The 20,802-nt window shown below is 71.7% G+C and carries 18 protein-coding genes; 8 read left to right on the plus strand and 10 right to left on the minus strand.

Annotated elements, in window-relative coordinates:
• Positions 1 to 96 precede the first annotated feature (96 nt).
• Complete coding sequence (gene nadA, locus ACWBNA_RS36745) at positions 97 to 1,281, plus strand: quinolinate synthase NadA (protein ID WP_482708860.1); 1,185 nt, start codon at positions 97 to 99, stop codon at positions 1,279 to 1,281.
• Between the two features lie 19 nt (positions 1,282 to 1,300).
• Here the strand turns inward: nadA and ACWBNA_RS36750 are convergent, their stop codons facing one another.
• From ACWBNA_RS36750 to ACWBNA_RS36775, 6 genes are all read right to left on the minus strand, one after another.
• Positions 1,301 to 3,520 carry a protein kinase domain-containing protein gene (locus ACWBNA_RS36750; protein ID WP_482708861.1) on the minus strand — a complete coding sequence of 740 codons (2,220 nt, stop codon included), beginning with the start codon at positions 3,518 to 3,520 and terminating at the stop codon, positions 1,301 to 1,303.
• A 112-nt stretch (positions 3,521 to 3,632) separates the two neighbouring features.
• Positions 3,633 to 6,764, minus strand: coding sequence for an efflux RND transporter permease subunit (locus ACWBNA_RS36755; RefSeq protein WP_482708862.1), 3,132 nt, complete (start codon positions 6,762 to 6,764; stop codon positions 3,633 to 3,635).
• 162 nt (positions 6,765 to 6,926) lie between these two features.
• Positions 6,927 to 7,610, minus strand: coding sequence for a response regulator (locus tag ACWBNA_RS36760; protein ID WP_482708863.1), 684 nt, complete (start codon positions 7,608 to 7,610; stop codon positions 6,927 to 6,929).
• Positions 7,607 to 8,836, minus strand: a complete 1,230-nt coding sequence (locus ACWBNA_RS36765) for a sensor histidine kinase (protein ID WP_482708865.1) — start codon at positions 8,834 to 8,836, stop codon at positions 7,607 to 7,609. The genes ACWBNA_RS36760 and ACWBNA_RS36765 overlap by 4 nt, the downstream gene beginning before the upstream one ends.
• Before the next feature lie 66 nt (positions 8,837 to 8,902).
• Entirely contained in the window at positions 8,903 to 9,181 is a 279-nt protein-coding gene (pspAA, locus tag ACWBNA_RS36770) for a PspA-associated protein PspAA (protein WP_482708866.1), read from the minus strand.
• Between the two features lie 31 nt (positions 9,182 to 9,212).
• Positions 9,213 to 9,986 carry a PspA/IM30 family protein gene (locus ACWBNA_RS36775; protein ID WP_482708884.1) on the minus strand — a complete coding sequence of 258 codons (774 nt, stop codon included), beginning with the start codon at positions 9,984 to 9,986 and terminating at the stop codon, positions 9,213 to 9,215.
• 276 nt (positions 9,987 to 10,262) lie between these two features.
• Here ACWBNA_RS36775 and ACWBNA_RS36780 point away from each other — a divergent pair, with 276 nt between their 5' ends.
• On the plus strand, positions 10,263 to 10,892 hold the full coding sequence (locus tag ACWBNA_RS36780; protein WP_482708867.1) for a DUF3043 domain-containing protein: 630 nt from the start codon (positions 10,263 to 10,265) through the stop codon (positions 10,890 to 10,892).
• A gap of 80 nt (positions 10,893 to 10,972) precedes the next feature.
• Positions 10,973 to 11,674 carry a methyltransferase domain-containing protein gene (locus tag ACWBNA_RS36785; RefSeq protein WP_482708868.1) on the plus strand — a complete coding sequence of 234 codons (702 nt, stop codon included), beginning with the start codon at positions 10,973 to 10,975 and terminating at the stop codon, positions 11,672 to 11,674.
• Positions 11,675 to 11,732: 58 nt separating this feature from the next.
• On the opposite strand, the gene ACWBNA_RS36790 is transcribed toward ACWBNA_RS36785, so the two are convergent.
• Complete coding sequence (locus ACWBNA_RS36790) at positions 11,733 to 11,945, minus strand: hypothetical protein (RefSeq protein ID WP_482708869.1); 213 nt, start codon at positions 11,943 to 11,945, stop codon at positions 11,733 to 11,735.
• 212 nt (positions 11,946 to 12,157) lie between these two features.
• Between ACWBNA_RS36790 and ACWBNA_RS36795 the strand changes: the two genes are divergently transcribed.
• Positions 12,158 to 13,360, plus strand: a complete 1,203-nt coding sequence (locus tag ACWBNA_RS36795) for a bifunctional adenosylcobinamide kinase/adenosylcobinamide-phosphate guanylyltransferase (RefSeq protein ID WP_482708870.1) — start codon at positions 12,158 to 12,160, stop codon at positions 13,358 to 13,360.
• Here ACWBNA_RS36795 and ACWBNA_RS36800 read toward each other — a convergent pair.
• Positions 13,284 to 14,066, minus strand: coding sequence for a class I SAM-dependent methyltransferase (locus tag ACWBNA_RS36800; protein ID WP_482708871.1), 783 nt, complete (start codon positions 14,064 to 14,066; stop codon positions 13,284 to 13,286). The genes ACWBNA_RS36795 and ACWBNA_RS36800 overlap by 77 nt on opposite strands.
• A 137-nt stretch (positions 14,067 to 14,203) precedes the next feature.
• On the opposite strand from ACWBNA_RS36800, the gene cobT reads away from it, so the two are divergent.
• Positions 14,204 to 15,403: a nicotinate-nucleotide--dimethylbenzimidazole phosphoribosyltransferase gene (cobT, locus tag ACWBNA_RS36805; RefSeq protein WP_482708872.1), complete on the plus strand. Its 1,200-nt coding sequence runs from the start codon at positions 14,204 to 14,206 to the stop codon at positions 15,401 to 15,403.
• A gap of 461 nt (positions 15,404 to 15,864) precedes the next feature.
• Complete coding sequence (locus tag ACWBNA_RS36810) at positions 15,865 to 16,563, plus strand: hypothetical protein (protein ID WP_482708885.1); 699 nt, start codon at positions 15,865 to 15,867, stop codon at positions 16,561 to 16,563.
• On the opposite strand, the gene ACWBNA_RS36815 is transcribed toward ACWBNA_RS36810, so the two are convergent.
• The gene (locus tag ACWBNA_RS36815; RefSeq protein ID WP_482708873.1) at positions 16,503 to 17,267 is read right to left on the minus strand and encodes a hypothetical protein; all 765 of its coding nucleotides are present in this window, start codon (positions 17,265 to 17,267) and stop codon (positions 16,503 to 16,505) included. The two genes, ACWBNA_RS36810 and ACWBNA_RS36815, sit on opposite strands and share 61 nt — an antisense overlap.
• Before the next feature lie 60 nt (positions 17,268 to 17,327).
• Here ACWBNA_RS36815 and ACWBNA_RS36820 point away from each other — a divergent pair, with 60 nt between their 5' ends.
• Entirely contained in the window at positions 17,328 to 18,125 is a 798-nt protein-coding gene (locus tag ACWBNA_RS36820; RefSeq protein WP_482708874.1) for an adenosylcobinamide-GDP ribazoletransferase, read from the plus strand.
• Here the strand turns inward: ACWBNA_RS36820 and ACWBNA_RS36825 are convergent.
• Positions 18,122 to 18,907 carry an endo alpha-1,4 polygalactosaminidase gene (locus tag ACWBNA_RS36825; protein WP_482708875.1) on the minus strand — a complete coding sequence of 262 codons (786 nt, stop codon included), beginning with the start codon at positions 18,905 to 18,907 and terminating at the stop codon, positions 18,122 to 18,124. The two genes, ACWBNA_RS36820 and ACWBNA_RS36825, sit on opposite strands and share 4 nt — an antisense overlap.
• Before the next feature lie 371 nt (positions 18,908 to 19,278).
• On the opposite strand from ACWBNA_RS36825, the gene ACWBNA_RS36830 reads away from it, so the two are divergent.
• The coding region (locus ACWBNA_RS36830; protein WP_482708876.1) for a leucyl aminopeptidase at positions 19,279 to 20,802 on the plus strand (1,524 nt) is incomplete at its 3' end.

The raw sequence follows: 20,802 nt of genomic DNA on the forward strand, positions 1-20,802 counted from the left end.
TCACGTCACATCGACGCTATGACCATCGTCAAAGTGACGTGAAGCGGGTTATGATAGATAACGTCAGTTCGACGAAAAGTAGAAAGGGTGCGTGACGTGACCACCGCCCAGACCACGGAGCTCGACGTACAGCCGACTCCGCTCGCCCTGTTGCTGCTCGGCCGCGAGGCCGACCCGAGGAGCGAGCGGGGCGTCGAGTGTCCCGGCGACCTGCCCTCGCCCTCCGACCCGGATCTGGTCGAGCGCGCCCGCGCGGCCAAGGAGAAGCTCGGCGACAAGGTGTTCGTCCTCGGCCACCACTACCAGCGCGACGAGGTCATCCAGTTCGCCGACGTCACGGGCGACTCCTTCAAGCTGGCCCGGGACGCGGCCGCGCGCCCGGAGGCCGAGTACATCGTGTTCTGCGGTGTGCACTTCATGGCGGAGTCGGCCGACATCCTGACGTCCGACGACCAGAAGGTGGTCCTGCCCGACCTCGCCGCCGGCTGCTCGATGGCCGACATGGCGACGGCCGAGCAGGTCGCCGAGTGCTGGGACGCGCTGACCGAGGCAGGTATAGCCGAGCAGGTCGTGCCCGTCTCGTACATGAACTCCTCGGCGGACATCAAGGCGTTCACCGGCAAGCACGGCGGCACGATCTGCACCTCGTCCAACGCGAAGAAGGCCCTGGAGTGGGCCTTCGAGCAGGGCGACAAGGTCCTGTTCCTGCCCGACCAGCACCTCGGCCGCAACACGGCCGTGCGGGACATGGGCATGACGCTGGAGGACTGCGTCCTCTACAACCCGCACAAGCCGAACGGCGGGCTGACCGCCGAGCAGCTGCGCGACGCGAAGATGATCCTGTGGCGGGGCCACTGCTCGGTGCACGGCCGCTTCAGCCTGGAGTCGGTCGAGGACGTCCGCGCCCGGATCCCCGGCGTGAACGTGCTGGTCCACCCCGAGTGCAAGAACGAGGTGGTGGCGGCGGCCGACTACGTCGGCTCGACCGAGTACATCATCAAGGCGCTGGAGGCGGCCCCGGCCGGTTCCAAGTGGGCCATCGGCACGGAGCTGAACCTCGTACGACGCCTGGCGAACCGTTTCGCTCCCGAGGGCAAGGAGATCGTCTTCCTCGACAAGACGGTCTGCTTCTGCTCGACGATGAACCGCATCGACCTCCCCCACCTGGTGTGGACCCTGGAGTCCCTCGCCGAGGGCAACCTGGTCAACCGCATCGAGGTCGACAAGGAGACCGAGGCGTTCGCGAAGCTGGCGCTGGAGCGGATGCTGGCGCTGCCGTAGCCCCGCTCCCGTCCCCCGTTCACTCCGCCGCGGGTTTCCGCTCGGGGTGGGCGGGGTCGAGGGAGAAGAGGTGACCGTTCGGAGTGGACACGACCAGCGCGCCGTCGTGGAGCAACACCTTGGGCTGGAACATGCCGGACGTCACCCACTCGGTGCGCGGCAACGTCTCCCACAGCACCGTTCCCCTGCGACCGTCGAGGGCCGCCACCCGCCCGCTGGCACTGGCCATGTACAGGGTCCCGGCCCGCGGGTCGTACCTCGCCTCTCCCGGTTGTTCCAGGCTGGTGCTGGTCTTCCACAGCACCTTGCCCGTACGCGCCGACACGGCGGTCACCTGACCGTTGGACGCGGTGAACCACAAGGTGGCGTCCGCCAGCGTCACGTTGTCCCCGTAGTCGTCCGCCAGCTTCGTCGACGTACGCGCGCCCGTCTTCGGGTCCAGCAGCAGGATCCGGAAGTAGTTCAAGTCCTCCGCGTCCATCTCCAGCAGGACCAGCCGGTCGTCGAGGGCGCCGAGGATGCCGCTGGCGGCGGGGGTCTTCAGGGTCCGCAACGAACCGTCGGTCCGGTCCACCTCCAGGAGCCGGGCGGTCGTCTGATCGGCGGCCTCGGCCGGGCTGCAGTTCGCGTACAGCCCGTCGCCGGCCGTGAGGAACGAGCAGTAGTAGCCGGCGGGCATCCGTGCGGTCCAGCGCACGGCGCCCGTGCGCGGTGACCTGGCCGTCGCCTCCCGGCCGGTGTCGGAGGTCAGCACGATGTCGCCGGACAGGGCCGACTCGAGGTTCGCGTCGTTCACCCGACGGTGCCATCGCTCGGCGCCGGTCTCGATGTCGAGGGCGAAGACGTCGACCGGGTCGCTCTCACCGGAGTCGCTGGAGACGGACTGGCTCAGGAGCAGCGTGCCGTCCTGCACGCCGAGCAGCGAGGCGGAGTACATCCCGCTCCCGATACGGGACGGTACGACCTCGGCGCGCCAGACGGTCTTGCCGGTCAGGGCGTCCACGCGTACCGGAAGGATGCTCTCGCCCGCGCAGTAGACGGCGTCCTCGTGCAGCAGACAGTCGGGCTCACCCGACAGCAGTCCCTCCTGCGCTCCCAACGCCTTCTCGGCGCCGAGCGGCGCCGCCTTGAACACCGTGGTCTGCCACGGCTTCCAGCCGCTCGGCGGCGCCGACCACCGCGCGGTCGCGGAAGGGGTCGCGCCGTCGCCGCTGTCCGCCCATCCCGGCCCGAGCATCAGATAGGCCGTCAGCCCGAGGGCGAGCGCCCCGACCGTGCCGGTGGCGGCCAGCAGCGGGCGGACACGGCGGCCTCGGCGGCCGGAACCGGTGCCGGAGGCCGCGTCGGCGAAGGTCCCGAGGCGGGTGTCCGGCGTGGCGGACAGCTCCTCCAGGCGCAGCGACACGGTGGCCAGGTCGCCCTCGTCGGGTTCGGGCAGGGCGGTGGCGAACTCCCGGGCCAGCCCGTCCAGTCCGGGCCGGTCCGCCGCCTCCTTGGCCAGGCAGCGTTCCAGGATGCCGCGCAGCGGCTGCCCGACCCCGTCCAGCACGGGTTCGTCGTGGACCACCCGGTAGGCCGTCAGATAGGGGCTGTCGGCGTCGAAGGGCCCCCGCCCGGTCGTCGCGTAGACCAGGAGCGCCCCGAGGGAGAAGACGTCGGAGGCCGGGCCGACCGTGCGGGCGTCGGTGAGCTGCTCCGGGGACATGAACGGAGGGGTGCCGATCATCTGGCCGGTCTCGGTCAGCGTGTTGTGGTTCTCCACCGCCCGGGAGATGCCGAAGTCGATGACCCGAGGGCCGTCCTCGGCCATCAGGACGTTCGCCGGCTTCAGGTCCCGGTGCACCACGCCGGCCCGGTGGATGTCCCGCAGGGCCTCCACCAAACCCAGCGCCAGCTGCCGCAGTTCGCCGCCTCGGAGCGCGCCCCCGTCGCGCATTCGCTGGGCGAGCGAGCGCCCGGGCACGTACTGGGTCGCCATCCAGGGCCGGGCCGCCTCCGGGTCGGCGTCCACGACCGGTGCGGTGAAGACGCCGCTCACCTTGCGGACGGCCTCGATCTCCTGCCGGAACCGGGTGCGGAAGACGGCGTCCTCGGCGTACTGGGCGTGCACCACCTTGACGGCGACCTCACGGCCCGACCTCGATCTGCCCCGGTAGACGGCCCCCATGCCGCCGGCTCCGAGGCGGTCGACCAGCTTGTAGCCGCCGATCGACTTCGGGTCGTCCCTGTGCAGTGGCACCGTCCGGATTCCCTTCCCCCGCGAAGCTGTTCGGGCCACAGGATACGTACCGGGGATACGGCAAAGGCCGGGCAGCGAACCGTGGGGCTCGCTGCCCGGCCTTTGCCGACGGTCACACGGACGCGGGCTCCGGCTCGTCCGAGGACGCCTGGCGGGACGGCGGCCCGGCCTTCTTCGCCCGCTTCGCCTCGCGCTTCTTCGCCCGGCGCTCCTTGCGGAGCTCCAGCATCGCGTACAGCGTGGGGACGAGCAGCAGGGTCAGCAGCGTCGACGTGACCAGGCCGCCGATCACGACCACCGCGAGCGGCTGGGCGATGAAGCCGCCCTCGCCGGTGACGCCCAGGGCCATGGGGAGCAACGCGAAGATCGTCGCCAGGGCCGTCATCAGGATCGGGCGCAGCCGGTGGCGGCCGCCCTCGACGACCGCCTCGACGACGCCGTAACCCTGGTTCCGGTACTGGTTGACGAGGTCGATCAGCACGATCGCGTTCGTCACCACGATGCCGATCAGCATCAGCATGCCGATCATCGCGGGGACGCCCATCGGGGTGCCCGTGATCACCAGCAGGCCGATGGCGCCGGTCGCCGCGAACGGGACGGAGACGAGCAGGATCAGCGGCTGGGCCAGCGAGCGGAAGGTCGCGACCAGCAGCATGAACACGATCGCGATCGCCGCGAGCATCGCCAGGCCCAGGTTCTTGAACGCGTCGTCCTGGTCCTGGGAGACCCCGCCGATCGCGGCCGTGGCGCCCGCCGGGAGCTTCAGGGCGTCGAGCTTCGACGTCAGGTCGGCACTCACCGCGCCCGTGTTGTCGCCGGTCGGCTTCGCGGTGATGGTGGCGGCCCGCTGGCCGTCGATGCGGGTCATGGACACCGGGCCGTCGACCAGTCGCACGGTGGCGATGTCGCCGAGCTTCACCGGGCCGAGCCGAAGGGCCTTGAGCTCGGCCAGCGTGTCGGCCGGCTTCGCCGACTTGATGACGATGTCCCGCTCGGTGTCGTCCAGGATCGCCTTGGCGGCGGTGGTGCCGCGGACGGCCTGGGTGACGGCCGCGCCCAGTGTCTGGTCGTTGAAGCCGGCCGCCGCCGCCTCGGAGGTGGCCTTGACCGAGATCCGCGGCACGCTCTGCGACAGGTCGCTGGTGACGTCCGTGACGTCGTCGAGGCCGGCGACGGTCTTGCGGACCTCCTCGGCGGCCTCGCGCAGGACGCCTCCGTCGGCGGCCTTCACGACCACGCTGAGGTCCTGGTTGCCGAAGCCGTCACCTGCGGCGACGGTGGTGGTGCCGATGCCGGACAGCTCGTGCAGGCCGTCCTCGATGCTGTCCTGGACGTCCTCGTACGACGCCGAGTCCTCCAGCATGACCTGGTAGGACGCCTGGTTGGAGTCGGTGCCGCCACCGAAGGCCGCCAGGAAGCCGGACGAGCCGATGGTGACCTGGTAGTCCTTGACGCCCTTGGTGTCGGCGAGCAGCTTCTCGACCTTCCTGGCCTGCTCGTCGGTCGCCGCCAGGCTGGTGCCCGGCTTCAACTCCTGCTTGACGGTGAGGACTTCCTGCTCGCCCTGGTCGAAGAAGTTCGTCTTCAACAGCGGGGCCATGCCGAACGTGCCGACGAGGATCACCGCCGCGAGCGCCACGCTCGTCAGACGGCGGCGGGTGGCGAACCGCAGGACGGGGACGTAGAGGCGCTGGAGCCTGCTCTTCGCCTCCTTCTCCTCGGCCTTGCGGCGGGCTTCCTCGGCGTCCGCCGGGGTGCCCTTCGGGGCGCGCAGGAACCAGTACGACAGGACCGGTACGACCGTCAGCGACACCAGCAGCGAGGCCAGCAGGGCCGCCGTCACGGTCAGGCTGAAGGAGCCGAACAGCTCGCCGACCATGCCGCCGACCAGACCGATCGGCAGGAAAACGGCCACCGTGGTGAGCGTCGAGGACGTCACCGCGCCGGACACCTCGCGGACCGCCTTGAGGATGGCGTCCTGGCGCTCCTCGCCGTAGCCGAGGTGCCGCTTGATGTTCTCCAGGACCACGATCGAGTCGTCGACGACCCGGCCGATGGCGATGGTCAGCGCGCCGAGCGTGAGCATGTTCAGGGACAGGTCGCGCGTCCACAGCACGATCAGCGCGAGGACGACGGAGAGCGGGATGCTGACCGCCGTGACCAGCGTCGAGCGGATCGACGCCAGGAAGACCAGGATCACGAGGACCGCGAAGAGCAGGCCGAGGGCGCCCTCGGTGGTCAGGCCGTCGATGGCCTTGGAGACCGCGGGGCCCTGGTCGCTGACGACGGTGACGGAGGTGCCCGCCCCGAGGTCCTTGCGCATCTGGGACAGCTTGTCGTCGACCGCGTTCGAGATGGCGACCGCGCTGCCGTCGTGGTCCATGGTGACCGAGACGGCGAGGCTCGGCCTGCCGTCGGTGCGGGTGATGGAGTCGGCCGTGGCCTGCCGCTCCTCGACGGTGGCCACGTCGGCGAGGCGTACCGGCTTCTTCGCGGACGTGCCCTCGCCGGTGACCATCAGGTCCTGGATCTGCTGCAGCGAGGTGAAGCCGCCGCCGACCTGGACGGTGCGGTTGCCGCCGTCCTCGTCGAAGGAGCCGGCCGGGACGGTCGCGCCGCCCGCCTGGAGCGCCTGGGCCAGGGCTTGCGTGTTCAGGCCCGCCTTGGCGAGCTTCGCGTCGTCGGGGGTGACGGTGACCTGGCGGTCGCGTACGCCGTCGACGGTGACCTGGCCGACGCCGTCGACGTCCTTCAGGTCCGGTACGACGGTCCGGTCGAGCCGGTCGGCCAGGGCCTGCTGGTCCTGGTCGGAGGTGACGGCGAGGACGACGGTCGGGATGTCGTCCGTCGAGCCCGCGACGACCTGCGGGTCCACGTCGTCCGGGAGCTGGACGCGGGCCCGGTTGACGGCCTGTTGGACGTCGGCGACGAGCTGCGCGGTGTCGTTGCCGTAGTCGAAGGACGCCATGATCACGGCGTTGCCCTCACTGGCCGTGGAGGTGACGCCGCTGATGGCGTCCACGGCTTCGAGGTTGTCCTCGATGGGCTCGACGACCTGCTTCTCGACGACGTCGGGGGAGGCGCCCTGGTAGGGGGCGATCACCGACACCACCGGCAGTTCGATGGTGGGGAGGAGTTGCTGCTTCAGCTGCGGGATCGCGATCGCGCCGAACGCGAGCGCGATGATGGACATCAGGCCTATCAGGGCCCGTTGCGCGAGGCTGAATCTCGACAGCCAGGACATGGGTCAGGGATCTCTCTTCTGTGAGCGGCAGAAGTTCAGGAACGGCCGCACAGATGAGCGGCCGCCCCTACACCCTGAGCCATGCGAGGCGGGTGATCCGTAGCCCCCAGGTCCATTTCCTTATGCGGCTCATACTCCGGGCGCAGTACGGGAGGGTCGAGATCACTCCACCCTTGGACGTACCAGCCCCGACTCGTACGCGGTCACCACGAGCTGCGCCCGGTCCCGGGCGCCCAGCTTGGCCATGGCCCGGTTGACGTGCGTCTTCACCGTGAGCGGGCTGACTTCGAGCCGCTCGGCGATCTCGTCGTTGGAGTGTCCCCCCGCGACCTGGACCAGGACCTCGCGCTCCCGCACGGTGAGCGCGGCCAGGCGTTCCGCGCGGGCGGGGTCCCGCTCGTCGTCCCCCGCGTCGCCCTGCGCGAGGAACCGGGCGATGAGGCCCTTCGTCGCGGCCGGGGACAGCAGTGCCTCGCCGCCCGCCGCGACCCGGATCGCGCTGAGGAGTTCCTCGGGCTCGGAACCCTTGCCGAGGAAGCCGGAGGCACCCGCGCGCAGCGACTGCACGACGTAGTCGTCGACCTCGAAGGTCGTCAGGATGACCACCCGGACATGGGCGAGCGACGGGTCGGCGCTGATCATGCGGGTGGCCGCGAGACCGTCGGTGCCCGGCATCCGGATGTCCATCAGGACGACGTCGGCCCGCTCCTCCTTGGTCAGCCGCACCGCCTCCGCGCCGTCGGACGCCTCGCCCACGACCTCCATGTCGGGCTCGGAGTCGACGAGCACCCGGAAGGCGCTGCGCAGCAGGGCCTGGTCGTCGGCGAGCAGGACGCGGATGGTCATACGGATTCCCCCGGCTTTCCGGTGACGGTTGTGCGGGTCTTGATCGGCAGGATCGCATGGACGCGGAAGCCGCCTCCGTAGCGGGGACCGGTGGTGAGGGTGCCGCGCAGGGCGGTGACGCGCTCGCGCATGCCGAGCAGGCCGTGGCCGCCGACGGTCTCGGGGTCCTGTTCCTCGCCGGCGCCGTTGTCGAGGACGGTGATCTCGATGTTCGGTCCCACGCGTACGACGCTGACCTCGGCCTTGGCCTCGTTCCCGGCGTGCTTCTGCACGTTGGTGAGGGCTTCCTGGATGACGCGGTAGGCGGCCAGGTCGACGGCGGCGGGCAGGGTCGTCCCCTGGTCCGCACGGGCCACCTCGACGTGCAGCCCCGCGCTGCGGAAGGTGCCGACGAGTTCGTCGAGCCGGGCCAGGCCGGGGGCGGGTTCGGTCGGTGCCTCCGGGTCGCCGGACTGGCGCAGCAGCCCGACGGTGGCGCGCAGTTCGTTCAGCGCGGAGCGGCTCGCCTCCCGTACGTGGGCCAGGGCCTCCTTGGCCTGGTCGGGCCGCTTGTCCATGACGTGGGCGGCAACCCCGGCCTGGACGTTGACCAGGGCGATGTGGTGGGCGACGACGTCGTGCAGGTCGCGGGCGATGCGCAGGCGTTCCTCGGCGACCCGGCGGCGGGCCTCCTCCTCGCGGGTGCGCTCGGCCCGCTCGGCGCGCTCCCTGATGGCGTGGATGAAGGCGCGGCGGCTGCGGACGGCGTCGCCCGCGGTGGCGCCGATGCCGGTCCAGGCGAAGATCGCGAGGTTCTCCTGGGCGTACCACGGCAGGGGGCCTGCGAGCATGGATGCGCCGGTGAGGACGGTCATGGTGAGCAGGCCGACGCGCCAGGTGGTGGGGCGGTCGGTGGTGGCGGCGACGGTGTAGAGGGCGATGACCGCTGACATGGCGACGGGGGCGCGGGGGTCGCTGGCGACGGCCGCGACGAGGGAGACGGTACCGGTGAGGGCGAGCACCGTCATGGGGGCGCGGCGGCGGAAGACCAGCGCGGCGGCGCCGAGGACGATGAGGACCAGGCCGAGGGGGTCGGGCGTACGGAAGCCCCAGCTGACGTGGCGCTCCCCGTGCGGGTCCACGAACGAGCCCGCCACCATGCAGACGAGTACGCCGGCCGCCAGGGCCGCGTCCAGCGCCATGGGGTGCGCTTTGAGGTGACGCCGGGCGCGCTCGAGGGTGTTCACGTCCGCCAACGGTACGGGGGCTCCGGGGGCGGCGGAACGGGGGCCACCGGTACGTTCCCTGTCACCTCACCCCGGGATCAGCCCGTCGTCGCTCAGCATCTCCCGTACCTCCTCCAGCGTCGCGTCCGGCGACGGGAGGATGAGTTCGGACGGTTCCAGGGAGTCGTCGGGCAGGGGTTCGCCCAGTTCGCGGACCTTGGACAGCAGGGCTTCCAGGGTCCGGCGGAAGCCTGGCCCGTCGCCGTTCTCCATCTCGGTCAGGAGTTCGTCGTCCAGCTTGCTCAGCTCGGTGAGGTGGCCGTCCGCCAGCCTCACCTGCCCCTCCCCCATGATCCGTACGATCATGTCGCCCTCCTCGGCGTGGGCCCGGCCGGGTTTACTGCTTGTCGAAGCGCGGGGTGTCCTGCGACTGCTGCTGGGACTGCTGCTGGCTCGTGCCACCTTCGATGGCCTGCTGGGACGACGTGCCGCCGGCCAGCTCCGCCTTCATGCGCTGCAGTTCCAGCTCCACGTCCGTACCACCCGAGAGCCGGTCCAGCTCGGCCTGGATGTCGTCCTTGTGCATGCCGGACTGGTCGTCGAGCGCGCCGGAGGCCAGCAGTTCGTCGATGGCTCCCGCCCTCGCCTGGAGCTGGGCCGTCTTGTCCTCCGCCCGCTGAATCGCCAGGCCGACGTCGCCCATCTCCTCGGAGATGCCGGAGAACGCCTCGCCGATGCGGGTCTGGGCCTGGGCCGCGGTGTACGTGGCCTTGATCGTCTCCTTCTTGGTGCGGAAGGCGTCGACCTTGGCCTGGAGCCGCTGGGCCGCCAGGGTGAGCTTCTCCTCCTCGCCCTGGAGCGTGGAGTGCTGGGTCTCCAGGTCCGTCACCTGCTGCTGGAGCGCGGCGCGGCGGGACAGCGCCTCGCGGGCGAGGTCCTCACGGCCCAGCGCGAGCGCCTTGCGGCCCTGGTCCTCGAGCTTGGAGGACTGGGACTGCAGCTGGTTCAGCTGGAGTTCCAGGCGCTTGCGCGAGGTCGCCACGTCGGCGACTCCGCGGCGCACCTTCTGCAACAGCTCCAGCTGCTTCTGGTACGAGTAATCGAGGGTTTCGCGCGGGTCCTCGGCCCTGTCCAGGGCCTTGTTCGCCTTCGCGCGGAAGATCATCCCCATACGCTTCATGACACCGCTCATGGGCTTCGCGCGCCCCCTTCTGACGACTTACAGCTCCAGCTCTGCGACAGAACCCACAGTACGGGCCCTGCATCCATTACCGCACTGTTCGGGGACGGATGCGCTCATCCCCAAGGACGACTGACCAAGGCCCTGCTCCGGCCTAAGGAGTAGGTGACCTTCAGGGTGAGCAGAGGTTCACCCGGTGTCCGCGTCCCTTCTGTCCCCCTAGAGACGACCGGTGTTGCCGGATCGTTCCCCACCGGGCTGGGGTCCATGCCCCCGCACCCCGTACCCTTGGGTTTTGTGTTCCGTAGCCGCGCCAAGGATGAGAAGGCACCGGCCGCCGACAAGGCGCCGCTGACCGACTCCAAGCAGACCCGTGACCCGCAGGCCAAGAAGGGTCGCCCCACTCCCAAGCGGAGTGAGGCCCAGACCCAGCGCCGCAGCGTGGCCACCACGCCGTCGTCGCGCAAGGAGGCCTCCAAGCGTCAGCGCGACGAGCGACGTGCGCAGATGGAGAGGCAGCGCCAGGCGCTCGCCGGCGGTGACGAGCGGTACCTTCCCGCGCGTGACAAGGGCCCGGTGCGCAAGTTCGCCCGCGACTTCATCGACTCGCGGTTCAACATCGCCGAGTTCTTCCTGCCGATGGCCGTGGTCATCCTCGTGCTGAGCATGGTGCGGGTGGGCGCGCTGCAGAGCATCGCGCTGCTGCTGTGGCTGGTCGTGATCGTGCTGATCGTGCTCGACTCGGTCCTCAGCGGGTTCCGCCTGAAGAAGCGGCTGGCCGAGCGCTTCCCGGACGCGAACAAGCGCGGTGCCGTCGCCTACGCGCTGATGCGCTCCCTCCAGATGCGCCGGCTCCGGCTGCCGAAGCCGCAGGTCAAGCGCGGAGAGCGGCCCTGAGCACTACGCCGTTCACCGGGGGCGCGGAGGCCTGGCTCGACAAGCTGGGTGGACTGCGGGACGTCGTACGACAGGAGCTGGTGGCCCGGCAGCTCGACGAGCAGATAGTCGGGCGGTTCCCGGTGGGGCAGCGCCTGCGGGTGCTCGACGTGGGGATGGGCCAGGGCACGCAGGCGTTGCGGCTGGCCCGGGCCGGGCACCAGGTCACCGGCGTCGAGCAGGACAGCACCATGATCGCCGCCGCCCGGGAGGCTCTGGCCGCCGAGCCGGAGGGGATCCGGGAGCGGGTACGGCTGGTCCAGAGCGACGGCCGGGACACCGGGGTGCACTTCCTGCCGGGCAGCTTCGACGTCGTGCTGTGCCACGGCGTGCTGATGTACGTCGAGGAGCCGGATCCCCTGCTGGCGGGACTGGCCCGGATGCTCGCCCAGGGCGGGCTGCTGTCGCTGCTCGTGCGCAACGCGGACGCGCTGGCCATGCGGCCGGGGCTGGCGGGCGACTGGGCCGGGGCGCTGGCCGCCTTCGACACCACCGCGTACACGAACCGTCTCGGCCTCGACGTACGCGCCGACCGCCTGGCGACCCTGACCGCGACCCTCGCGGGCATCGGGGCACCGCTGCAGGCCTGGTACGGCGTCCGAGTGTTCACCGACACCGCGACGGACGGGGCGGGGATGCCGGACGACGTCGAGACGCTGCTGACGGTCGAGGAGCGGGCCGGGCGGACGGATCCCTACCGGGGAGTCGCGGCGCTGCTGCACCTGTGCGGGGTGCGGGGCTGACCCACGAACCGGATGGACGACGAGGAGGGGCGGCCGGGGATCCGGCCGCCCCTTCCGGCTACGCCTCCTGGGCGTGCAGGCTCATCGGACCGTAGATCTTCGTACCGTCCTCGAACAGGTGCACTTGGTCCGCGCCGCCTTCGAGGAGTTCCTTCCAGTACTCCCCGATCCACGACTCGGCGTCCCCCTGCGTGGTGAACTCCTCCGGCACCACCGCGGGCTGTACCTCGCTGCCGTCGGACTTCTCGAACCGCCACGTCCATGCCGCCATGTACGCCTCCCTGATGTGAGCACATTGCACAGCGGGAGCCGGATCTTGGTCCGGCTCCTCCCCGCAGCCTATTCGCTCCGCTGGGTGAGCTGTTGTCGGAGTGCGGGTCGTGGTCGCGGCGCGGGTTTCTTGTGGCCGGCCGCGCGGTTCCCCGCGCCCCTGAGGGGCGTCCCGGTCGCGCAGGTCCAGCGGCGACCGGCGAGAATCGGGCTGTGGACGTTACTTTGCTCGGCACCGGCGGCCCCGCGGGGCTCCCTCACCCCGACTGTCCCTGTGCTGCCTGCGCGGCCGCGCTCGGTGTGGATGCCCGGGCGGCGACCTCGTTGCTCGTGGACGGGGCGCTGCTGCTCGATCTGACCCCGGGGGCGGTGTTCGCGGCGGCGCGGGCGGGGCGTTCGCTGGGCGGCGTGGCGCAGGTGCTGCTGTCGCATCCGCACGACGGGCCGGCTGTCGAGGTGCCGGCCGGGCTGCCGCAACCCGGACGGGTGCCGGACGGACGGGAGTTGACCCTGCTGACGGGGCATCGGGTGCGGGCGGTGGCGATGGACGCGCCGGGGACCGGGTACGCGGTGACCGGCCCCGACGGGCAGCGGCTGCTGTACCTGCCGCCCGCAGGCGCGCCGGCCGGGCTGGAGCAGGGGTCCGTCGAGACGTACGACATGGTGCTCGCCGACGTCGTGGGGCGGCCGGACGCGCTCGCCAAGCTGCGGGCGGTGGGGGCGCTCGGGCCCACGACGGACGTCGTCGCCGTCCATCTCGACCACCACGTGCCGCCGGGCGCCGAGTTGGGGCGGCGGCTCGCCGCGGCCGGGGCGCGGGCCGTGCCGGACGGGACGACGCTGACGGTCGGCGCCTCCGAGGACGTCCCGGACGTGCCGCGGCGGACGCTGGTGCTGGGCGGTGCGCGGTCCGGGAAGTCGGTGGAGGCCGAACGGCGCCTGGAGGCCTTTCCGGATGTGCTGTACGTCGCGACCGGGGGGTCCCGGAACGGGGACGGCGAGTGGGCCGCGCGGGTCACCACGCACCGGGAGCGGCGGCCGGGCTCGTGGCGTACGGCCGAGACGTGCGACCTGGTGCCCCTGCTGAAGGACGACGGGCCGCCGCTGCTCATCGACTGTCTGTCCCTGTGGCTGACGGACGCCATGGACGCCGTCGGGGCGTGGGACGACGCGGAGTGGGCCGACGGCGGGGAGCGGGCGCTGCGGGCGCGGGTGCGGGACGTGACGGAGGCGGTGCGGACCACGCGCCGGACCGTCGTCGCGGTGTCGAACGAGGTCGGCTCGGGCATCGTGCCGGCCACCGCCTCCGGACGGCGCTACCGGGACGAGCTCGGACGCCTCAACGCGGCGTTCGCCGCCGAGTGCGAGCAGGTCCTGCTGGTCGTGGCGGGCCAGGCACTGGTACTGCGGGGCTGACCTGGTCCTTGCGGGCGATCACGCGGTACGCGTTCGAGAAGCGGGTGCGGCGCAGGACGGGGGCCAGGGCGTGGTCCGTCGCCTCGGCCGCGGCCAGCAGGGGCGTGGTCAGCCACGGGGGCAGGGACCTGGGCAGGACCTGGGACAGCGCTGACGACAGGTCGTGGGGGACGTGCGCCGCGTGGCGGTCCGTCGTGATGATCGTGCAGCCCTGGGACTCCAGTTCCGCGCAGAGGTCGTCCAGGGCCGTCAAGGGCGGGTCCCCGGGCCGGGGACGGGCGTGCCACCGCTTGCCCAGGAGTCTCGCGAACGCGCAGTGCGGGTCCGGGAGTTCGAGGAGAAGGTGGCCGCCGGGGCGGAGCACGGTCAGGGCGGCGCGGAGTTCCGCGTGCGGGTTCGGGCTGTGCGGCAGGTGGTGGAGCAGGCTGACCACGTCGTAGCGGGCGCGGAGACGGGCGGTGATCTGCGGGTCCGTCAACTGACCGAGGTGGGCCTCCTCGACGCGTTCCGCCCGACGGGCCCACTCGACTCGGGGCGTGGCGTCCAGGCCGTCGAAGGACGTGTAGGGGAAGACCTTCCGGGCGGTCTCGGGGAAGAGGGCCTCACCCGTGCCCACGTCCAGCCAGCTCTCCGGTTCGGGGAACCGCAGCATGGCCCGGGCGGTGGACCGCAGGCGCCGTACGGAGGGTGCGGGGGGTGCTGACATGGCGGCTCCCGGAGACGTGCGACATTCCGCTGCAAACCGGAACGTATGGGATGCCGATCTTGAGTGCAACGACGTCGCTCGGTCGTCGTGGTGATGTGGCGCCGCCGTGTTCGATCAGGGCCGGTACTGTTCGGCGAATGAGCTCGCTTAATCTCGACGACTTCACCGATCTGATCGAGCGCCCCGACGGCGGGGTGCGCCGCGACGCCGAGGCGCGCCGGGAGCGTCAGATCGTGCCGCCCGGAGCGCTGGGACGGCTGGACGAACTGGGTGAGTGGCTGGCCGCGGCGCAGTCGGCCGTGCCGGTGCGGCCGATCGAACGGCCGCGGGTCGTCCTGTTCGCCGGTGACCACGGCATCGCCGAACTGGGCGTCTCGGCGCGGCCCGCGGGCAGCGCCGCCGCGTTGGTCCGCGAGGTCGTGGAGGGCGGCCGGCCCGCGTCGGTGCTCGCCAGGCGGCTCGGCGTGCCGGTGCGGGTGATCGACATGGCGCTGGACTGCGATCCGCAGACGCTGCCGGGGGATGTCGCCGGGCACCGGGTGCGGCGCGGCAGCGGCCGGATCGACGTCGAGGACGCGCTCACGCTGGAGGAGGCCGAGGCCGCCTTCCGGGCAGGGATCGCCGTCGCCGACGAGGAGGCCGACTCCGGTACGGATCTGGTCGTGCTCGGCGATGTGAGCGTGGGCGGGACCACGGCGGCGGGCACGCTGATCGCCGCGCTGTGCGGGACCGACGCGTCCGTCGTGACCGGGCGGGGCGGGCAGGCGATCGACGACCTGGCGTGGATGCGCAAGTGCGCGGCGATCCGGGACGCGCTCAGGCGGGCCCGGCCGGTGCTCGGGGACCAGTTGCAGCTGCTGGCGACGGTGGGCGGGGCCGACCTCGCCGCGCTCACGGGCTTCCTGCTGCAGAGTGCGGTGCGGAAGATGCCGGTGATCCTGGACGGCGTCGTGGTGGCCGCCTGTGCGCTGGTGGGGCAGCGGATCGCGTTCCGGGCTCCGGACTGGTGGCTGGCCGGGCAGAACAGCGGGGAGCCGGGCCAGGCGAAGGCGCTGGACCGGATGGCCCTGGAGCCGCTGCTCGACCACGGGGTCACGGTCGGGGAAGGGGCGGGGGCGCTGCTGGCGCTGCCCCTGGTGCAGGCCGCGGCGGCACTGGCCGCCGAGCTGCCGGAGAAGCCGGTCGCTCCCGAGGAGCCGGAAGTTTCCGAGGACATGGTGGATTCCGAGAACACGGCGCTTTCCGACGACACGGTGGTTTCCCAGGAGCCGGCGGAACACGAGGAGCCGGCCAAGTCCGAGGAGCCGGCGGGTTCCGAGGAGCCCGAGAAGGAGTAGGCGTCGGGGCGCCGGTCCGGCGCGGCCGGACTGCGCCGTAGGGGCGGAAGGGAGACGGGCGACGGCGCCCATGTGATCCCGCGTCAACGGGATATGCCCGAACTTCCGTGGAACGTGTCCAGCCCTCGGCCCGTCCGGGCACGGCGAACCGGCAGGCGACGGTGGTCCCGCGGTCGACCGCGGCCTCCTCCTCAGTGCGGTGTGCATTTCCCCGGGGCAGGACGTGATGCGCGGTCATCGACCCGCTGCGCCGGTCGCACGAGATCGAGATCACTCGGGCCTGTCTCAACTTCGCGATGTTCCGGTCGGTCTTCGAACGTGGTGCACGCCTCGGCGCCGGGCCGGTGCCGAGGCTGTGGCGCTCGCTGCCCGGCTCCTCCTCCCGATGGCGGCAGATCGAGTCGCCGTACCGCGCCGAGGGGTCGATGAAGACCGCCGGAACGGAGATGAGGGACCGCCCGATGAACACGCTCGCCCGCTGGGCACGCGCCGAAGGCGAGCTGCTGTACGTCTGCGTGCGCGAGCCGCTTCTCCGGCGCGGGTGGCGGGCGGTCCCCATGACGCTGGGGGCCGTCTGCCTGACGGCGGCCCTGCATGTCGTGCACAACCAGTCGTGGGGCTATCAGTTCGTGCAGAACGCCGGCGGCGTCCGCGCCCAGGACCCGCTCTGGCTCGCCCTCCTGCGTACCCCCCTGTCTCTGTTCGTGCCCGCCCTGGATCTGCCCGTCTGGGGTGCCCTGGTGCAGATCCTGCTGGTGTTCGGGATCGCGGAGATCTGCCTGGGCCGGTGGCGGACGCTCACCCTGGCGTACACCGCCACGCTCGCCGGCACGCTGTACGCGCGCGTGGGTGTCTCGCTGGGCCCGGGCAGCCCGCTGGGTCTGCCCGGTTCGGACGCACATGTGGTGGACACCGGCCCGTCGGCGGCCGTGGTGGGCCTGGCCGTGTTCGTCGGATGGCGCTACGGGGCGTACGTCACCGCGGGTGCGGTGAGCGCGGCGATGGTGGTCGAGGTGACGCTGAAGCAGAACCTGGCCGGCAAGGAGCACCTGGCGGCGATCGCGGCGGTGCTGGTGCTGTGCGGGGTGTCGGCGCTGCGTCACCGGCGTTCGAGGGCGCGGGCCGGCGCCGGGTCGGGCTTGCCGCCGATCAGGTCCTGAAGCCTGCGCTGGGGACCCGCCCAGCGGCGGTCGTGACGGTAGGCACGCAGGCGGGCGCGGGCACGGGCGCGTGGGCGGCTGCGGTAGAAGCGCTTGGCCCAGGGGGAGCCGGGGCGGGCCAGCCGGATGGTGCCGACGAGGGCGATGAGGGGGACGATCACCCCGAAGATCGCGGTGCGGGCCTTGCCCTTGGCCAGGGCGAGGAGGGAGAAGAGGAAGTTCACGGCCACGCTCACGATGACGGAGCCGCGGTCCTGGAGCTCGTCCTCGTCGAGGTCGTTGACCCCGAAGGGCACGAATCCGCACAGGACCAGGCCGACCAGGGCCGCCGTGAGCACCACGACCTCGACGCTCTTGCGTCCCGCCTCGGTCCAGTAGACGTCGTCGAGGTGCAGGATCAGTGCGAACTCGTCGAGGACCAGGCCCGCGCCGATGCCGAAGACGACCGCGAAGGCGGCCGAGCCGAAGCCGTGCCGGTTGCTGGCGACCGCGCCGAAGCCGCCGAGGACGGTGAGGACGATTCCGGGGACCACGTGGTGGATGTGCACTCCCCCGGCGCTGACGTTGCCGAAGGGCCCCTTACCGGCCCGGATCATACGGGTGACGACACGGGTGATCAGGAACGTGAGCACGAACGCGGTGAGGGCGCAGAGCAGCGGCAGCTTGCCCGGTTCGATGATGTTCCGCTCAAGCCAATGTCCCATATGCGCACTTTATCCATGGGTGCCCCGGGCGCTCTCTCGACCGCCGGGTAACCTGCGCCGGTGTCCACGACCTCCTCGTCCTCCTCCTGGCCGGACGGCCTCCGCTTCGCCTTCGGCACCCTCACGGCGCTCCCGGTCAAGGTGACCCGCTGGGACCGGGAGGCCGCGCGCGGCGGCATGCTCTGCGCCCCGGCGGCAGGGCTGGCGGTCGGCGCCTGTGCGGCCGCGCTCGGCCTGTTCCTGCTGCTCCTGGGCGCGGGCCCGCTGCTCGCCGCCGTCGCCTCCGCCGCCGTACCCGCCGCGCTCACCCGGGGACTGCACCTGGACGGGCTCGCGGACACCGCCGACGGGCTGGGCAGCGGCAAGCCCGCCGAGGACGCGCTGCGGATCATGAAGCAGTCGGACATCGGGCCGTTCGGCGTCATCACCCTCGTCTTCGTCCTGTTCGCCCAGGTGGCCGCACTGTCGCAGCTCTACGCCGGCTCGTGGGCCCGGGGCGCCCTCGCCGCCGTCGTCTCGGCGACCGCCGCCCGCCTGGCCCTCACCCTGGCCGCCCGCACCGGGGTGCCGGCCGCCCGGCCGGAGGGGCTGGGGGCCGCGGTGGCGGGGGTGGTGCCGGTACGGGGTGCGGTGATCGCCGCCGCCGCCGTCACGCTGGCGTCGGCTGTCGCCGGGGGCGTGTTCGGGCCGTACGACGCCGTCCGTACGGCCCTCGCGGTCCTCGCCGCCCTCGCCGTCGCCGAAGTCCTTCTGCGGCACTGCGTCCGGCGGTTCGGCGGGGTGACCGGTGACGTGTTCGGCGGGCTCGCGGAGACGGCGGCCACGGCGGCGCTCGTGGTGCTGGCCCTGGGGCGCTAGCAGGCCCGGCGCCACGCCCCCAGGTCGTACTTCTTGAGCATCGAACTCAGCTTCAGGGCGCGGGAGTCGGAGCAGAAGCGGCGGGTGGGGAGCTCGTACTCGACGTGGAAGACGGCCTTGCCCGCCGCGATGAAGGGTTTCAGGTCGGCGCACTCGTCGTACTGGGCGCACTGTTCGTTGACCGCGAAGTCGAAGTCGTCCACCAGTTGCGGGATCTGGTCCAGGTCGTTCTTCAGGCCCACGGCCATGCCTCGGTCGTGGGCGAGTTCGGCGATCAGCCGGTTGTAGCGGAGCTGGTGGGATGCCTTCAGGGGGAAGCCGGTGCGGTTGCGGTAGCCGTCCATGTTGTCGGGCTCGACCGCGTCGAAGCCCTTCTCGCGGCACATGTCGATGCGGGCCGCCATCAGGGGTTCCAGGACGTCGGTGCGGCGGATGTCGAGCCAGCGCTCGCCCTCCCACCCGTTGCCGCGGCCCAGCACCGACGGGGGGAACTTCTTCGCGTCGGGGCGCCAGTCCTCCCAGGCACCCGTCGAGAGGTAGCAGATCACCTTGCGGTCCTCGCGGTGCAGCGCGGCGACGGTCGCCCTGGACTGGTCGAAGCCGTCGATGTCGTAGACGGGCACGTCGACGCTCGTGTCGAGCCGGCCGCTGAGCTGCCACTGCCAGGCCACGCCGGGGCTCGGCCGCCAGCGCTCACCACCCGGCTCGCCGGCGTCGTCGGAAGCGGTCGTGCAGGCCGTCGGCAGCAGAAGCAGGGCGACGAGCAGGAGGGGGCGTCTCACCGGCGGACTCCAGGGTGTGCGGCAACGTACGCCAACGATGATCGCCCGCCCCCGGCACCGTGCCGGTCGGGGTGCGGGGTGCGGGGTGCGGGGTGCGGGGTGCGGGGTGCGGGCCAGGCGTACGCTCGCCGGAACCAGGTGAGTGTGACTCGGCTCACCGGGGTGGGGGTCAAGAAGTGACCGTGACGCCACGAACAGGTGAACGGCCGCGGGAATGATCGAGAGCGGCCCCGAGCGTAGGCTCATGACGGGTGTTCACCTGTCCAGGTGAAGACCGTGCCGCAGGAGAGATCTAGGGTCGATTGTCGGGCCCGGTCGACCCACCCCTGTTCGGCCACACCAGACTGCAACGGAAGCGAGATTTCACCACCGTGACTGCTCTCACTCTCAGCACCGCCGCGGCGCCCGGTCTGCGGGCCGACGCGATCGTGATCGGTGTTGCCAAGGGCGCTGAGGGCCCGGTCGTCGCACCGGGCGCCGAGGCCGTGGACAAGGCGTACGACGGCAAGCTCGCCGGCGTCCTGGAAACCCTCGGTGCCTCCGGTGCCGAGGGCGAGGTGACGAAGCTGCCCTCGCCGGCCGGCTTCAAGGCGCCGCTCGTGGTGGCGGTGGGCCTGGGCGCCGAGCCCGAAAAGGACTCCGGCTTCGACGCCGAGGCGCTGCGCCGGGCCGCCGGCGTGGCCGCCCGCACCCTCTCCGGCTCCAAGAAGGCCGCGTTCGCGTTGCCGCTCGCGGACGCCGCGGACGCGGGTGTGGTGGCCGAGGGCGTGCTGCTCGGGGCGTACTCCTTCGACACGTACAAGGAGAACGGCCGGAGCGACGCCAAGGCCAAGAACGGCAAGGCGCCGCTCGCCGAGGCCGCGCTGCTCGGCGGCAAGCCCCGCGACCGCGCCTACAAGGCGGCGATCGAGCGTGCCACCGCAGTGGCCGAGGAACTCAACCGCGCGCGCGACCTGATCAACATGCCGCCCAACGACCTCGACCCCGAGGCGTTCGCCGCCGTCGCGCAGACCGCGGCCAAGGAGCACGGCATCAAGGTGCAGGTGCTCGACGAGAAGGCCCTCCTCAAGGGCGGCTACGGCGGCATCCTCGGCGTCGGCGCCGGGTCGGCTGCCGGTCCGCGCCTGGTGAAGCTGTCGTACACCTCCTCGAAGGCGGACAAGCACCTCGCCTTCGTAGGCAAGGGCATCACCTACGACTCGGGCGGCATCTCGCTCAAGCCGGCCGGCCACAACGAGACGATGAAGTGCGACATGAGCGGTGCGGCGGCGGTCTTCGCCGCCGTGGTCGCCGCCGCGCGTCTGGGGCTGGAGGTCAACGTCACCGGCTGGCTGGCGCTCGCCGAGAACATGCCGTCGGGCTCCGCGACCCGGCCCGGTGACGTGCTGCGCATGTACAGCGGCAAGACCGTGGAGGTACTCAACACCGACGCCGAGGGCCGGCTGGTCCTCGCCGACGCGCTGTGGGCGGCCTCCGAGGAGAAGCCGGACGCGATCGTGGACGTGGCGACGCTGACCGGCGCGATGATGCTGGCGCTGGGCAACCGGACGTTCGGGATCATGGCCAACGACGACGCGTTCCGCTCCGCGCTGCACGAGGCCGCCGAGGAGGTCGGCGAGCCGGCGTGGCCGATGCCGCTGCCGGAGCACCTGCGCAAGGGCATGGACTCGTCCACGGCGGACATCGCGAACATGGGAGAGCGGATGGGCGGCGGGCTGGTCGCCGGGCTCTTCCTGCGCGAGTTCGTGGGCGAGGGCATCACCTGGGCGCACCTGGACATCGCCGGACCGGCCTTCAACGAGGGCGGGCCGTTCGGGTACACGCCGAAGGGCGGCACGGGGACGGCTGTGCGGACCTTGGTTCGGCTGGCGGAGCTGACCGCCGCGGGTGACCTG

This window comes from Streptomyces sp. Q2, assembly GCF_056820935.1.